The organism is Leucogemmata humicola, from assembly GCF_055379415.1.
In genome coordinates this window covers 1519681-1533725 of sequence record NZ_AP040875.1, presented here as the reverse complement: position 1 = coordinate 1533725, position 14045 = coordinate 1519681, and the positions used below count along the sequence as shown (strand labels likewise).

General features: G+C 62.9%; 18 protein-coding genes. 5 read left to right on the top strand and 13 right to left on the bottom strand.

Annotation, left to right across the window (positions count from 1 at the left end; genetic code table 11):
* Nucleotides 1–600 carry an HdeD family acid-resistance protein gene (locus AC6H4Z_RS06310; protein ID WP_497545893.1) on the bottom strand — a complete coding sequence of 200 codons (600 nt, stop codon included), beginning with the start codon at nucleotides 598–600 and terminating at the stop codon, nucleotides 1–3.
* The gene (locus AC6H4Z_RS06305; RefSeq protein WP_497545892.1) at nucleotides 590–943 is read right to left on the bottom strand and encodes a DUF5335 family protein; all 354 of its coding nucleotides are present in this window, start codon (nucleotides 941–943) and stop codon (nucleotides 590–592) included. The genes AC6H4Z_RS06310 and AC6H4Z_RS06305 overlap by 11 nt, the downstream gene beginning before the upstream one ends.
* A gap of 201 nt (nucleotides 944–1144) precedes the next feature.
* Here AC6H4Z_RS06305 and AC6H4Z_RS06300 point away from each other — a divergent pair, with 201 nt between their 5' ends.
* Nucleotides 1145–1660: a COG4315 family predicted lipoprotein gene (locus AC6H4Z_RS06300; protein ID WP_497545891.1), complete on the top strand. Its 516-nt coding sequence runs from the start codon at nucleotides 1145–1147 to the stop codon at nucleotides 1658–1660.
* A gap of 28 nt (nucleotides 1661–1688) precedes the next feature.
* On the opposite strand, the gene AC6H4Z_RS06295 is transcribed toward AC6H4Z_RS06300, so the two are convergent.
* From AC6H4Z_RS06295 to AC6H4Z_RS06250, 10 genes are all read right to left on the bottom strand, one after another.
* Nucleotides 1689–2252 carry a DsbA family protein gene (locus AC6H4Z_RS06295; RefSeq protein ID WP_497545890.1) on the bottom strand — a complete coding sequence of 188 codons (564 nt, stop codon included), beginning with the start codon at nucleotides 2250–2252 and terminating at the stop codon, nucleotides 1689–1691.
* Nucleotides 2249–2806, bottom strand: a complete 558-nt coding sequence (locus AC6H4Z_RS06290; RefSeq protein WP_497545889.1) for a redoxin domain-containing protein — start codon at nucleotides 2804–2806, stop codon at nucleotides 2249–2251. The genes AC6H4Z_RS06295 and AC6H4Z_RS06290 overlap by 4 nt, the downstream gene beginning before the upstream one ends.
* A 6-nt stretch (nucleotides 2807–2812) precedes the next feature.
* The gene (locus tag AC6H4Z_RS06285; RefSeq protein ID WP_497545888.1) at nucleotides 2813–3052 is read right to left on the bottom strand and encodes a hypothetical protein; all 240 of its coding nucleotides are present in this window, start codon (nucleotides 3050–3052) and stop codon (nucleotides 2813–2815) included.
* A 78-nt stretch (nucleotides 3053–3130) separates the two neighbouring features.
* Nucleotides 3131–4057, bottom strand: a complete 927-nt coding sequence (gene rfbD / locus AC6H4Z_RS06280; protein ID WP_497545887.1) for a dTDP-4-dehydrorhamnose reductase — start codon at nucleotides 4055–4057, stop codon at nucleotides 3131–3133.
* Nucleotides 4058–4063: 6 nt separating this feature from the next.
* Nucleotides 4064–4609, bottom strand: coding sequence for a dTDP-4-dehydrorhamnose 3,5-epimerase (rfbC, locus tag AC6H4Z_RS06275; protein WP_497545886.1), 546 nt, complete (start codon nucleotides 4607–4609; stop codon nucleotides 4064–4066).
* Nucleotides 4606–5490 (bottom strand): glucose-1-phosphate thymidylyltransferase RfbA, encoded by an 885-nt coding sequence (gene rfbA / locus AC6H4Z_RS06270; RefSeq protein WP_497545885.1) that lies wholly within the window; start codon nucleotides 5488–5490, stop codon nucleotides 4606–4608. The genes rfbC and rfbA overlap by 4 nt, the downstream gene beginning before the upstream one ends.
* Nucleotides 5487–6554, bottom strand: coding sequence for a dTDP-glucose 4,6-dehydratase (gene rfbB / locus AC6H4Z_RS06265; protein WP_497547022.1), 1068 nt, complete (start codon nucleotides 6552–6554; stop codon nucleotides 5487–5489). Before rfbB ends, rfbA begins: the two co-directional genes overlap by 4 nt.
* Nucleotides 6555–6618: 64 nt before the next feature.
* Nucleotides 6619–8088 carry a potassium/proton antiporter gene (locus AC6H4Z_RS06260; RefSeq protein WP_497545884.1) on the bottom strand — a complete coding sequence of 490 codons (1470 nt, stop codon included), beginning with the start codon at nucleotides 8086–8088 and terminating at the stop codon, nucleotides 6619–6621.
* 18 nt (nucleotides 8089–8106) lie between these two features.
* Nucleotides 8107–8322, bottom strand: coding sequence for a hypothetical protein (locus AC6H4Z_RS06255; RefSeq protein ID WP_497545883.1), 216 nt, complete (start codon nucleotides 8320–8322; stop codon nucleotides 8107–8109).
* Between the two features lie 124 nt (nucleotides 8323–8446).
* A complete protein-coding gene (locus AC6H4Z_RS06250; RefSeq protein WP_497545882.1) occupies nucleotides 8447–8800 on the bottom strand; it encodes a hypothetical protein in 354 nt (117 codons plus the stop codon).
* Nucleotides 8801–8953: 153 nt separating this feature from the next.
* Between AC6H4Z_RS06250 and AC6H4Z_RS06245 the strand changes: the two genes are divergently transcribed.
* Both AC6H4Z_RS06245 and AC6H4Z_RS06240 read left to right on the top strand, forming a co-directional pair.
* Nucleotides 8954–10246 carry a dipeptidase gene (locus tag AC6H4Z_RS06245; protein ID WP_497545881.1) on the top strand — a complete coding sequence of 431 codons (1293 nt, stop codon included), beginning with the start codon at nucleotides 8954–8956 and terminating at the stop codon, nucleotides 10244–10246.
* A 9-nt stretch (nucleotides 10247–10255) separates the two neighbouring features.
* Nucleotides 10256–11305: an LLM class flavin-dependent oxidoreductase gene (locus AC6H4Z_RS06240; RefSeq protein ID WP_497545880.1), complete on the top strand. Its 1050-nt coding sequence runs from the start codon at nucleotides 10256–10258 to the stop codon at nucleotides 11303–11305.
* Here AC6H4Z_RS06240 and AC6H4Z_RS06235 read toward each other — a convergent pair.
* On the bottom strand, nucleotides 11302–12318 hold the full coding sequence (locus AC6H4Z_RS06235; RefSeq protein WP_497545879.1) for an App1 family protein phosphatidate phosphatase: 1017 nt from the start codon (nucleotides 12316–12318) through the stop codon (nucleotides 11302–11304). The genes AC6H4Z_RS06240 and AC6H4Z_RS06235 overlap by 4 nt on opposite strands.
* 42 nt (nucleotides 12319–12360) lie before the next feature.
* On the opposite strand from AC6H4Z_RS06235, the gene AC6H4Z_RS06230 reads away from it, so the two are divergent.
* Nucleotides 12361–13578 carry an alpha/beta hydrolase gene (locus AC6H4Z_RS06230; RefSeq protein WP_497545878.1) on the top strand — a complete coding sequence of 406 codons (1218 nt, stop codon included), beginning with the start codon at nucleotides 12361–12363 and terminating at the stop codon, nucleotides 13576–13578.
* The gene (locus AC6H4Z_RS06225) at nucleotides 13575–14033 is read left to right on the top strand and encodes a methyltransferase family protein (RefSeq protein WP_497545877.1); all 459 of its coding nucleotides are present in this window, start codon (nucleotides 13575–13577) and stop codon (nucleotides 14031–14033) included. Before AC6H4Z_RS06230 ends, AC6H4Z_RS06225 begins: the two co-directional genes overlap by 4 nt.
* Nucleotides 14034–14045: the final 12 nt, after the last annotated feature.

Genomic DNA, 14045 nt, shown 5'->3' with positions numbered 1-14045 from the left:
TTAAACCGGGTGCGCGTTCGTCCATGCCCGGACACGGAACGCGACGCCGAGCAGCACGATGCCGGAGATGAGTGCGTACGCGCCCACCCACGAAACGAGCAGCACTACGCCGATCCTCGGACGCGAGAGAATCAGGAACGCGAGGATCACGGACAGTAGGCCGGCGACGAGCAAGAGCCATTCGCCCCGCATGATCTTGCGCAGTCGAATTCCGGCGATGATTTCGAGAATGCCGGTGGACAAGGCCCAGGCGGCAACGAGCCACGTGAGCGCCAGCGCGCCAATCGCGGGATTCAGCAGCGCGACCGCGCCGACGACGACGCCGACGATCCCCTCGAACATCATCCAGCCCCACCGCTCGCGCGCGTGAATGCCGCGAATCGCCGCAACGATCGCGAAGAGTCCGTCCGCCATTGCGTAGACACCGAACAGCGTGATCAGCGCGATGAGCGTGATCCCTGGTCTCATCAGCGCGAACAGGCCGATGATGATTGCCGCGACCGCGCGCAACGCGAGCGCCCACCAGTTGCCGGTGATCTTTCCGATCGCCTCGTGCGTACGCGGATCTCTCCGCGGATCCATTCCCTGATCAGTCTGCACGTTGCACCCCAATGCGCCGTACGCGCACGATCTCGCTTGCATCATCATCCCGAATGATCTCGATGGCGCGAACGAATCCGTCGTCTTCCTCGATCGCCCACACCTCTTTGGGTTTGATGGCGCGGAGGTCTCCCGATTCGAGCTCGACTTCGAGCGACTGCGTTTGTGGATCGTAGGTAATACCGAGCAGGTGCGCGCCCTCGGCGGCAACCTGATCGCCGAGGCCGGATGAGAGAACTTCGACGTCGGCGACGTCGCTGGATTCGCTGCGAAGGAAGCGTTTGTTGAACCGGTTGAAATAGTCTTCCATCCCCTCCGGCGAGAGGCGCTTTGTGACGGACATGTGTGCTCCTGGGCGTGACGCGTGATGGTGTCCGCATCGCCTGTGCCGCACGTCACATCAAGAAATCAAATGCGGAAATCCGTGCTGTCTGAGCCGCAGCGGCGCGCCCCATGCTGAGTCTCCCACCGTTCAACCGGTCTCACCCACCGCGTCGCAACGTCCAGCAGGTCAGGCGTCAATCACACAGGAGAGGAAGAGGCAATGTCAATTCAATCCACCACGCGCTATTCCGTCGCGCTGCTGCTCGGCCTCGCCGCGGCATGCTCGCGACGCAGTGCGAACAACATGGACACGAGCTCGGCCGCGGGCGCCATTGGGCCAGACACGACGGCGGCGGCCGCGACAACCATGGCGCCGCTTCCCACGGGAATCATTCTTACCGTGGCGTCGAGAGCGGGCACGGGCCTGTTCCTCGCCGACGGCAGCGGACGCGCACTCTACGTCCTCGACGGAACTCCGTCTGATACGAATTCTTGGAAGCCGGTCAGCGGCGCATCAGCACCCACGAGCACCGACACGTCGATCAAAGCGGGAATGATCGGGACGACGACGGGCGCGAGCGGCGCGCAGGCGACGTACGGCGGCAAGGGGCTCTACTACTATGGCGGCGATCAGGCGGCAGGCGATGTCAAAGGCGACAATCACAAGGACTCTGGAGCCACGGGTCACCTCCTGCATCCGGACGGCTCGATGGCCGGCGGAAAGCACAAGATGTAGATCGTAGTCCTGCGTTCGAGGTGCGCGCCTATCGCGAAGCGGTAGGCGCGCCCTTGTGGGCCTCGGAAATGACGCGAGAGAGTTCGCTGCCAAATTCCTCCTCGTGCATCCACTGACCGTCGTACCGAACGCCATTGATGAAGAACGTAGGCGTCCCGTTCACGCCGCTACGAACTCCGGTCTGAAAATCCTCGTGCACTCGACTCTCGTACACGTGGTCCGCAAGCTCTGACGAGAAGCGCTCGACATCGAGCTGAAGATCGGACGCATACTCCGCCAGTGCACCATCGTCGAGCTTTTCCTGATGCTCGAACAGCGCGTGGTGCATGTCCCAGAATTTTCCCTGCGCGCTCGCCGCTTCCGCTGCCTCTGCGGCGTGCTCGGCGTGAGGATGTGACTCCTGGAGCGGAAAATTCCGAAAAACAAAACGAATCTCCGCACCGAGCCGCGCACGCAGCTTCTCGACGATGGGATACGCTAGGCCGCAGAACGGACATTCAAAATCGCCGTACTCGACGAGCGTGAGTGGTGCGTTGCTCGAGCCGATGACGTGATCGCGATCGCCGATGGGCGTGATGAGTCGCGGACTCATTCGCGCGACTCGTTGGGTCGATCTGCGCTAGCCTCGGGCTGGATACCGCCCGCGCGGCCGTGCACCATTATTTCGAGCGCGTTGAGAATGCCATCAGCGCCAGGATTCACGTCAACCGGCGAAAGGTGACTCCAGGCGATCACACCTTCGCGGTCGATTACAAACAGCGCGCGCTCGCTCGTGCCATCTTCGGTGCGATATGCGCCATACGCGCGGGACACTGCGCCTTTTGGCTCGAAATCACTGAGCAGTGGAAAGCGAAGCTTTCTCTCTTTGGCGAACGCCGCGTGACACCACGCGCCGTCCACGGAGATACCCAGAAGCTGCGCGTTGTATTCGCCGAAGTCCGTGATCAGCTCGTTGTAGATCGCGAGTTGATCGCCGCAGACCGGACTGAAGTCCGCCGGATAGAACGACAGAATGAGCGGACGACCGCGCCACTCGCTCAGCGACATTTTGTGCCCCGGTGAGAATGGCAACTCGAAGTCGGGAGCGCGCGTGCCGGCTGAAAGGACGCCGCCGCTCGATTGTCCGTGTACGTTAGCGTCGGTCATCGCGACTCACTCCTCATTCTCGAGGCGCCGACGCTCGCTCTGCTTTTCGGCGTCATCGTGCTGCTGACGCCCTTCGACGAGGCGTTGTTTTCCGGTTTCGCCCTCTGGTCCGCGAGCGAGGCTGAGGCGTTCGGCAGCCGGGAGCTGACTCTCGCCCGACTCGAGCTGATCAATCAGCTTGGCGCGCGTGCGCGGTCCGTGCTCGCCTTCGGCGTGGTTGCCCGTTTTGCCCCGACGCTTGACCATGGTCTTCTCCGTATCGCTGACCGTTGGTGAAAAGGTCGACGACTGTCCGAAGCTCCGCCGTCGGACAAAAGGGGCGGACTATGTCGTCGCGGCACTCCTGCCGAGCCGCATGTGCTCGAGCGCGGCGCGCCATTGATCGCTCCATGACGGAAGTTGCACGCCAAATCGCGCAGCAAGCTTCGTGTTGTCGAGTACGGAGTACGACGGGCGACGAGCGGGCAACGGATACTCATCCGTCGTGATCGGTCGAACCGATCGGCACACCTGTTCAGTGGAGCGCGGATCGTCGGCGAGAATGCGCCGCGCAAAGTCGTACCACGTCGTCGAGCCCGATGCTGTCATGTGATAGATGCCGGACGCGGCTTCGAACGCGGCGCGCGTGTCCTGCTCGCGGGCCAGCGATCGCATGACCTGTCCCACTCCACTCGCCACGGCCGACGCCGAGGTCGGCGCACCAGTCTGGTCGTCGACAACGGCAAGCTCTTCCCGCTCGCGTGCCAGGCGCAGCATCGTCGCGGGAAAGTTGCGACCGTGCAGCCCGTACACCCACGACGTTCGGACGATGATGAACGCCCCACCCGCCGCGATGACCGCCTGTTCTCCTTGCTGCTTCGTGCGTCCGTACACGCCGAGCGGGCGCGGCTCGTCGGTCTCGAGATACGGCGTGCGCTGCACACCGTCAAAGACGTAATCCGTGGAAAAGTGCAGGAACATCGCACCGAGCGACCGACATTCAGCGGCGAGAACACCGGGCGCAGTCGCGTTGAGCTGAGCACAGAGATCAGGCTCCGACTCCGCACGATCGACCTGCGTGTACGCCGCCGCATTCACCACCACCGCCGGCCGCATCGCTCGCAGTGACTCTCGAATCGCGTCGTCCGACGTCAGGTCGAGCTCATGTCGCGCGGGCGCGGCAACAGTGCCGAGCGTCGACAGCTCTCGCACGAGCTCGTGGCCGATTTGGCCGGTACCGCCAAGAATGAGAATAGTCGAATGGCGGCTCATGGTGCGCTAGCGATATGCGGGTAGTTTGCGCGGCGCTATCTCAGACAACAGCGGCGCAGCGGCATCACGCTCAGATAAAACCGGGGAACCGTTCGGCCACGGAATTCCGAGCGCAGGATCATTCCACCGAACGGCTTGTTCGCGTTCCGGCGCGTAGTAGTCCGTGCACTTGTACGCCACGAGCGCTTCGTCCGACGTGACGAGGAAGCCGTGTGCAAAGCCAGGCGGAATGAAGACCTGCCGATGGTTCTCCGCCGATAACACCGTCGCCACAGCTTTGCCGAAGGTCGGCGAACCGACCCTCACGTCGACAGCGACGTCGAAGATTTCACCGCGCAAGGCGAACACCAACTTCCCCTGACCATTCGGATGCTGAAGGTGCAACCCGCGCAGCACGCCTCGCATGCTGAGTGACAGATTGTCCTGTACGAAATTCCCAAACGACCCGTACCGGTCGGCGCGAAAGGTTTCGCTGAACGCACCACGCGCGTCGGCGAATACTTTCGGCTCGACGAACAGGACGCCCTCGATCTCGGCTGGAGTGACCTTCACGAGCTCCTCGGCTCCTTGAGATTTTCGAGCAACGACTGACCGTACGCATTCCCAGCAAAGCGACTCGCCAGCTGCTGGAAGGCATCGTCAGAAATCCATCCCATTCGCCAAGCAACCTCCTCTGGTGCGGCGACCTTGAGTCCCTGCCGAGTTTCGATGGTCTGGATGAAGCTCGACGCCGCATGCAACGACTCGTGCGTGCCCATGTCCAGCCAGGCCGCGCCGCGCCCGAGCACCTCTACCGTCAGCGACCCGCGACGCAGATACTCGGCGTTGACATCAGTAATCTCATATTCGCCACGCTTCGACGGCTCGAGACGCGCGGCAATATCGCACGCATCGCGGTCGTAGAAGTACAGACCCGTGACCGCGTAGCTCGACCGCGGCACACGCGGCTTCTCTTCGATACTCAGGGCGCGTCCGTTGCGATCGAGCTCGACGATGCCATAGCGCTCCGGGTCTCGCACGTGATGCGCAAAGATCGTCGCACCACTCTCGCGGCAACCGGCAGCCGCGAGCTGATCGCCGAGTCCGGCAGCGTAGAAGATATTGTCGCCGAGGATGAGGGCTGACGGCGCGCCACCGATGAAATCGCGACCAATGACGAGCGCCTGGGCCAAACCATTGGGAACCGCCTGCTCTGCGTACGAGAAGCAGACGCCCCATTGCGACCCGTCGCCGAGCAGTTCACGGAAGCGCGGTAGATCCGTCGGCGTGGAGATAACGAGCAGCTCTCGGATTCCCGCCAACATCAGCGTGACGAGCGGATAGTAGATCATCGGCTTGTCGTACACGGGCAGCAATTGCTTGCTCACGACAAGCGTGAGCGGGTGCAATCGCGTGCCGGCACCGCCGGCCAGGATGATCCCCTTGCGACTCATGTCTCCGCCCGCAGACCCAAGCGTTCGCCGCGATACGTGCCTGCCTGTACGCGCGCGCACCACGTCTGATTCTCGAGATACCAGGCGACCGTCTTGCGCAGCCCGGTGTCGACCGATTCACGCGCGCGCCAACCGATGTCGCGTTCGATTTTACTCATGTCGATCGCGTACCGAAGATCGTGTCCCGGACGATCAGCTACGAACGTGATCAACGAACGACGATCGGCCACACCGGGGTGCGGCGCGAGCTCGTCGAGGAGTAAGCACACCGACTCGACGATTTCCAGGTTTCGTCGCTCGCCTCGCCCGCCAATGTTATAGGTCTCGCCGGGAACGCCGGTGTGATAGGCGGCAATGAGCGCTCGCGCGTGGTCGTCGACGAACAACCAGTCGCGCACATTGTCTCCGCGGCCGTACACGGGAACCGGATGTCCGTGCAGCGCGCGCTGAATCGCGAGCGGAATCAGTTTTTCCGGAAACTGATACGGCCCGTAGTTGTTCGAGCAGTTGGTCGTAATCGTCGGAAGTCCGTACGTGTGGAACCACGCGCGGACGAGATGATCCGCCGACGCCTTGCTCGCTGCATACGGAGAGCGCGGCGCGTATGGAGTGTCCTCCACGAACACGCCAGTTGGACCGAGCGATCCAAACACTTCGTCGGTGGACACGTGGACGAAGCGGAAGATCGACGCGCGATCGCGCGAGAGACTGCGGAAATACCGCAGACTTTCCTGCAGCAGCGTGTACGTGCCGACGATATTCGTCTCGATGAACGCGGCGGGCGCGTCGATCGAGCGATCGACGTGCGATTCAGCCGCGAGATGAATGATGCCGTCGGGCCGTTCTTCGTCGATCACAGCGCGCATCGCAACCGCGTCGGCGATATCGGCGTGCACGAATCGATGTCGCGGATTGTCTCGCACGTCCGCGAGCGACTCGATGTTCCCGGCGTACGTGAGCTTGTCGACGGTCACTACGCGATGCTCGGTTTCCTGAACGAGCATGCGTACGACCGTCGACCCGATGAACCCCGCCCCACCCGTCACGAGAATTGTCTTCACGATGTGCAGCGCTTGAGCACGTTACGTTCCCAAATTACCTCGGCGGACCACTCGTTGTCGCGCCGGGCTACGCGGTTGGCGGACCGAACAATAGCTCGATTTCCGCCGCATCCTCCCGCGCATAGAGCACGTAAACGTAGTCTCCCGGCCGCACGACGTTCGACTCTAAAGCCGCGGACATTGTTCCCGAGTGGTCGATCATCGTGATCGCGGCTCCTACGGGCAACGGCAGATCTCCCACGCGTGCGCCGGCGACCGCGAGCTCCGCTTCGATGAAGAACGATCGAAGTTGCTTCTCCTCCTTCGGCCCTTCCATCGCAACGATCGTGGGCGGCGCGGCGGCCGCCGTCGACTGCAGTCGCAACTTGCGTGTCACCCACGGTACAGTCGCGCCCGGTAGAATCGAGCCGACAACGACGATGAAAAACACGATGTCGAACAGCACGCGCGAACCTGGCGCGCCAATCATCACCGGGATTGTGGCGAGGACGATCGGCACTGCACCGCGAAGTCCAACCCACCCGACATACAGTGTCTCATGCGCCGGATAGCGAAACGGCGCGAGACAGATAGCGACGACGAGCGGTCGCGCCACGAGCACGAGCACCAGCGCCACGGCGAGTCCGATCCCGAAGACGGGAACGAGATGCGACGGCGACACGAGCAATCCGAGCACCAGGAACATCACGACCTGACTCAGCCAGCCGAGCGCGTCGTGCACGCGGCGCACGCCGGTCGCGTATGGGAGTTCGCCGTTGCCTAGCATGACCGCAGCGATGTACACGGAGAGAAAGCCGCTGCCGTGAATGAGCGTCGGAATGCCGTACGCTAGACACGCGATGCCGAGCGTGAACGCGGGATAGAGTCCCGGCGCCGGCAGTCGCAACTTGGAAACGCGCCAACGCGCGAGACGGCCAATCGCCCAGCCGCACAAAGCGCCGATCGTCATCTCGATCGCGACCTGACCAAGGATCGTCCAGAAGCTCTCCGATCCCGGCCGTAGCAGGTTCGCCGCGAGCGCCGTCGTGAGAATGACGGCCATCGGATCGTTCAAACCAGATTCGAGCTCGAGCAGGTGCGCGACGCGGCGCTTGAGGTGCGTTCCGCTCGATGCGAGTACAGAGAACACAGCGGCTGCGTCGGTCGAAGCGACGATGGCGCCGAGTAAGAGTGCAAGACGCCATTCCATTCCAAACAGATGCGCGGCAAACGCGGTGAGTATCGCCGTGAGCGCAACGCCGAGCGTTGCCAGGAGCGCCGCGGGTCCGATCGCTTCGCGCGCTGCAGCAATCGGAGTGTTGAGACCACCGTCGAACAGAATGAGAACGAGTGCGGCCGTTCCCAGTCGATAGGTGAGGTGATAGTCCTCGAAAGGGATGTTGCCGATCCCTTCCGTGCCGGCGAGGACGCCGATCGCGAGAAACCCAAGTGCGAGGGGAACGCCCAGCCGCGCCGAAGCGCGACTGAACGTCACCGCGACCGTCAACAACAGGCCGAACGCAGCGAGGATGACTGCTGAGCTGATCGGTTCAGTCATGCGGTCGTCATCGTCGGTTTACGGCTTTCGTGTGAACTCGGTCTTCAAATACATCCCGAGCCCCGTCACCATCAGCGCGCCCATCACCACATAGAGCGGAATCATTGCCGCTGTCGGGAGAATGAAGAGACCCAGTGCCGGCACGAACGACAAGAGCGTAATGGCCAACCAGGGCTCCATGCGAGGAATGTCGTTCTGAGCGGACGCGACGGGTGTGTTTTTTTGTTCGGACATGAGTAGGCTCCAGCGCGACGTCAGCGACGTCGTGCATTGTGTGTAGAGATTGTGGATGGACGACGTCAATCGCGCGCCGAATTACCGGTGCGGCGAAAACGTCGAGGTTGTCAGGGCGGGTTGGTTACGCGGCGCGAGGCGGCGCGACGGCGTCGTAGGTCGACGCGAGCCCATGCGCGCGACGAACATGCGCAAGCAGTAAGGGCGATTCGCGACGGTCCGGCGTTGCCGGAAGCAGCGACGGCTGCGGCTCGGCGAGCGGCAGATCCGGCTGCGGAATGGTCGACGGGCGCGTTGGAATGCGCGGCGTCGACACCACCGCGCTGGCAGCGGCGATGACCAGGCTCGCGGACCCGTCCGCTTCAATGCCAACGAGGCGCATCTCGTCCGGATGAGCCACCTGAACGGCGCTCACCGCGGTCAACCAAACGAGAAGCGCCGCGAACATCGAGGCGATGGGACGACGTCGGGCGGTCATAAACGAAAGTTAGTGAGGTCGGCGGCTCCTAGCCGCGTCTGGGCGGTTTTTATCGTATGTTTGAGGCCGGTACCGCCTCGGGCACCTTTCCCTTCCCCGGCTTTGGATCCTATGCGCGCGCCAATCGCTTTCGCCGCTTTCGCCCTCTCGCTCATGACCGTCCGCGCTGCTGCGTCAGCCGCCGCTCAGGCAGCACCCGCTCAGAAAAACGATCAGTACATGCAGCGGGCCATCAAGGTCCTCACGGCCAATCCTGTCATGGATGGTCACAACGACCTCCCATGGCGAATTCGCGAGGACACCGTGCACCCGCACGACGTAGAAGCGTATGACCTTCGCAAGCGCACACCGGGGATGACAGATCTCGCGCGCATTAAAGCAGGACACCTCGGCGCACAGTTCTGGTCCATCTACATCCCCGGCGAGCCGGGCGACAATACCTACAAGTCCAAGGGTGCAGTCGCGAGCACACCTGGCTACTCGCGCGTGCAGATCGAGCAGTTCGACATCGCGCGCCGCGTCATCGACAAGTACCCTGAGTTCAAGTGGACGCTCACCGCTGATGCGGTCCGCGCGAACTTCAAGACCGGAACCGTCGGATCTCTGCTTGGACTCGAAGGCGGCCACGCGATCGAGAATTCGCTCCCGCTCCTTCGTCAGTACTACGACCTCGGCGCGCGATATATGACGCTCACGCACAACGTGACGCTCGACTGGGCCGACGCTGCGCTCGATGCGCCGAAGCACAACGGTCTCACGCCGTTCGGACGTGAAGTCGTCCGCGAAATGAACCGGCTCGGCATGCTCGTCGATCTGTCGCACGTGTCGCCGGGGACGATGAGCTCCGCGCTCGACGCCACGGAAGCCCCGGTGATCTTCTCGCACTCTGGTTCGCGCGCGCTGGTCGATCATGCGCGCAACGTTCCCGACTCCATTCTCGCGCGCCTGCCAAAGAACGGGGGCGTGGTGATGGTGCCGTTCGTCACCAGCTTTGTTTCGCCAGCGGTGTTCGCCGATGACAAGGCGCTCGAAGCTGCGACCGCCGCGTCGAAGAAGAAGCATCCGACCGACAGCGTCGCCGTGAAGAATGAAGTCGCGGCTTGGCGTAAGGCGCATGCGCGACCCGGCGCAACGGTCGCACAGGTTGCCGACCACATTGAGCACGTCCGCAAGATTGCCGGTGTAGATCATGTCGGCATCGGTAGCGATCTCGATGGCATCACCGAGACAGTCACCGGTCTCGAAGACGTATCGACCTTCCCGGCGATCTTTGCCGAGTTGGCGCGCCGCGGCTGGACCGACGCCGACCTCGCAAAGCTGGCGAACGGCAACGTGCTGCGGATCCTCAAGCAGGCGGAGCAGGTTTCGACGAAGCTAAAGCAGACGCGCAAGCCGTCGAACGCGACGATCGAAGAGCTGGACAAGGGGACTAAGCCGCACGCTTAGCTTTTCGCGATGGAACTCGGACTCTATACCTTCGCCGACGTCGCGCCCAACACCACCGTCGGGCAGCCGCTCGCACCGGTTGAACGCATCAAGAATCTCATGGAAGAGATCGAGCTCGCCGATCAGGTCGGGCTCGATGTCTTCGGAGTCGGTGAGCACCATCGCCCCGACTACGCTGCCTCCGCGCCAGCGGTTCTTCTCGCCGCAGCAGCGGTTCGGACCAAGCAAATCCGGCTGACGAGCGCCGTCAGCGTTCTGAGTTCTGACGACCCTGTCCGGGTCTTTCAAGAATTCTCAACGGTCGACCTGCTGTCGAACGGCCGCGCGGAGATCATGGCGGGACGGGGGTCGTTCATCGAGTCGTTTCCGCTCTTCGGCTACGACCTCAACGACTATGACGCGCTTTTCTCCGAGAAGCTCGAGCTTCTACTCAAGCTTCGCGAGAACGAGCGAGTGAGTTGGCCTGGCGGCCATCGCGCGCGTATCGACAATCTCGGCGTGTATCCGCGGCCGGTTCAGCAGCCGATTCCCGTGTGGATCGCGGTTGGTGGAAGTCCGGAGTCCGTCGTGCGCGCAGGAACGCTCGGGCTGCCGTTGGCGCTCGCGATCATCGGTGGTGCGCCCGAGCAATTCGCGCCGCTCATCGACGTCTATCGCGAGGCGGGCGCCCGCGCCGGACATGACGCATCGAAGCTCCGCGTCAGCATCAACTCGCACGCGTACGTTGCCGACGACTCGGCGCAGGCGGCGAACGAGTTCTTTCCGTCGTATGCGGAAGTCATGACCCGCATTGGTCGCGAGCGCGGTTGGCCTCCAACGACGCGACGTCAGTTCGATGGGTCAATCTCGGCCCGTGGCGCGCTACTCGTTGGCAGCCCGCAGCAAGTGATCGACAAAATCATGTTCGAGCACGGGCTGTTCAAGCATGATCGCTTCCTCGCCCAGATGGCACTCGGCGCAATGCCGCACGACAGGATCATGCACGCCATCGAGCTATTCGGAACCAAGGTCGCGCCGGTGATTCGCCGCGAGCTTGGTGGAGCGACGTCGGTCCGCTAGCTACTCGCCTCGCCGCCAATCTCCGCGAGGCGAGCCGGATCGATCCACCCATGCTCGGCGGCGTGACGCGCGACGGTGAGCGTGTCGCTCGCCAGAACGAGCGAGCATTGCAACCCGGCCATCTGCTCAGCAAGCGCCGAGATCGCCGCTGAGCGCGCTGCTTTGCGTGTGACGTCGCGGATGTACACTGCGAGGATCCGTCCGGGATATTCGCTGACGAGCGTCGAATAGATCTCCGGATCTTCCTGGCCGCTGTCGCCAACGAGAATGAAGCGCATCCACGGATACGCGTCGAGAATCTCGCGAATGAGTAGCGACTTGTGCCCCGAGTGCCCCGCCAGCGCCGAGGAAAGATCCCAATCGCGGAGCATCATTGGCCCGGCGGGAATCTCTCGTGCGTCGAGAAAGTCGGCGATGACGTCGTGGAGATTCCACGGACTGCTCGATACGTAGAAGATTGGATTCTTCACAACATTCGCGACGCCAGCATGCAGCGCGCGATAGAACGCGGCAACACCGGGAAACGGTAGCCGAGTGCGCGCGTTCTCGAGCAGCATGAGCTTCGCGGCACGCACGAGAGTCGTGGCGTCGGATTGAAGCACCGTGTCGTCCATATCGCTGATCACCCCAAACGAGGCGTGTGGCGATGGGACGAGCACTCGCGACGTCGCACGCGGCGCTGTATCACGATCCGGAATGTCGAGCACGAGCTCGACTTCGTGCCATTGATCTTCCGCGAGCGCGGTCGGCAGCTTCAACCATTCGTGGATGAAGCCCTCGTCGTCGGCGCGGATCTCGTGCGTCGACTCCCCGATGGACGCAATCAGCCGCGCGTGCGGCAGCGGATCGCTATTCAGGCGACGAACGCTGTTGACGAGGTTTCGCCAGCCGCCGTGGTGCAGCTCGCCCGGCACGACGCTGTGCGACTCGAGGACGCGCCCGAGCGTAAGCGCGCGCCATCGCGTGCCGTAGCCGCGGTACCCGAGGACACGACGTGGATCGCGAGCGGACACGCTGGTCACCTCGACCGAAAGTTGTCATACTATGTTCAATCTATGCGCTTGTCACCACTCATCGCGGTCGCGGCCCTGTTCGGGAATCGCGGTCAGGCCCAGGAGTCTGCGCGCGGGCCAACGATACGCTATGTCGTCCAATCGACAAAGCTTCATCAGGCTCGATCGATATATGTCGTGCCTCCGCACGACTACGCCGCGAGTTCCAGACGCTACCCCGTCCTCATACTGCTCGACGCGGACGATGAGTTTCAACTCGCCGCCGCCGTCGCGAACATCGAGTTCCTCGCCAGCCGAGGCGTGATTCCTCCGATCATCGTCGTCGGTGTTCCCAACGTGAATCGGACGCGCGATTTGACCCCGCGCGCGACCGGCGCGTCGGCACGGAACTATCGCACCGCGGGCGGCGCAGAGGCGATGACACAGTTTATCGTTGACGAGATGCTGCCGTTCGTTCGCACGAAGTATCGCACCTTACCGACGACGATTCTCGCGGGGCACTCGTTCGGCGGTATCTTCGCGCTCCACGTCGCCGCCACTCGAGCGTCGGCATTCGCCGGAATCATTGCGATGAGCCCGTCGCTCTGGTGGAATGACGGCAACGCGGCCGTGGCGTATGCCGACTCGATCGCGGCAGTCAAAACGCCGTTGCGGTTGGTAGCGACGAGTGGCGGCATCGAAACGGACATCGACGCGTCGACGACTCGGTTTGCGTCGCGCCTCGATCAGATCAAACCGGCGAATCTCGGATTCGCGCGTCTACGGTATCCCGACGACGACCACGGGCTCACGCCCGCTCCGAGCCTGGTGGATGGTGTGCGATTCATCTTCGAGCCGATCTCGCTCACGCGCGCACCGGTCCTGAGCATTCGCAAAGGAGATTCGGCGTCGATCACGAATGCGTTCGTGGTAACACAGCAAGCGTATGCGCGTGCGGCGCGATCGCTGCAGCTTCCCGAGGTGTTGCCAGAACCATTCGTGAACACGGTCGGGCTGGCGGCGCTAACCGAACTGAAGGCGCCGAAGGTTGCCGCGTGGATCCTCGCGCAAAATGTCGCGAACTACCCTGAGTCGGCGAATACCTACGACAGCCTCGGCGACGCGCTTCTCGCCGCTGGCAATCGCGCCGAGGCGCGCCGGCAGTTTCAGAAAGCGATCGACGTTGCAATTCGAACCAAGACCCCTGTCGACACAGCGACGAGGAGAAAACTGAAAGCGCTCGAGCGACAGGCTGGCGCAGGCACCGCACGGCCGCGGTGACGGCGGGCGGCGTTCGATTCTGGCAGGCACTCGCCGCGTTCCTCGCACTACCGGGAACCGTTGGCTTTCTCTTCCCGTGGCTACTTCGGCCGCGCGGCGTGCCGACGCATCCCGTGGGATTGGCGGCCCTCGCGGTTGGAAGCGCTCTGCTCCTTTGGTGCGTTCGAGACTTCTACGTCGTCGGAAAGGGCAGTTTGGCACCATGGGCGCCGCCGCAGCGCCTCGTGACGACTGGCCTCTATCGTTTCACACGCAACCCCATGTACGTGGCCGTCGCGACGATTCTTGGCGGTTGGGCGTTGTTCTACAACTCGCAAACGCTCTGGGTCTACGCGGTCTTGGTCGTTGCCGCGTTTCACGTTCGAGTGATCTTCGGCGAGGAGCCATGGCTCGCCAGAACGCACGGTGAGGCGTGGACTGCATACCGAGCGAAGGTGCCGCGCTGGTTCCTCTAGATCATAGTCCGG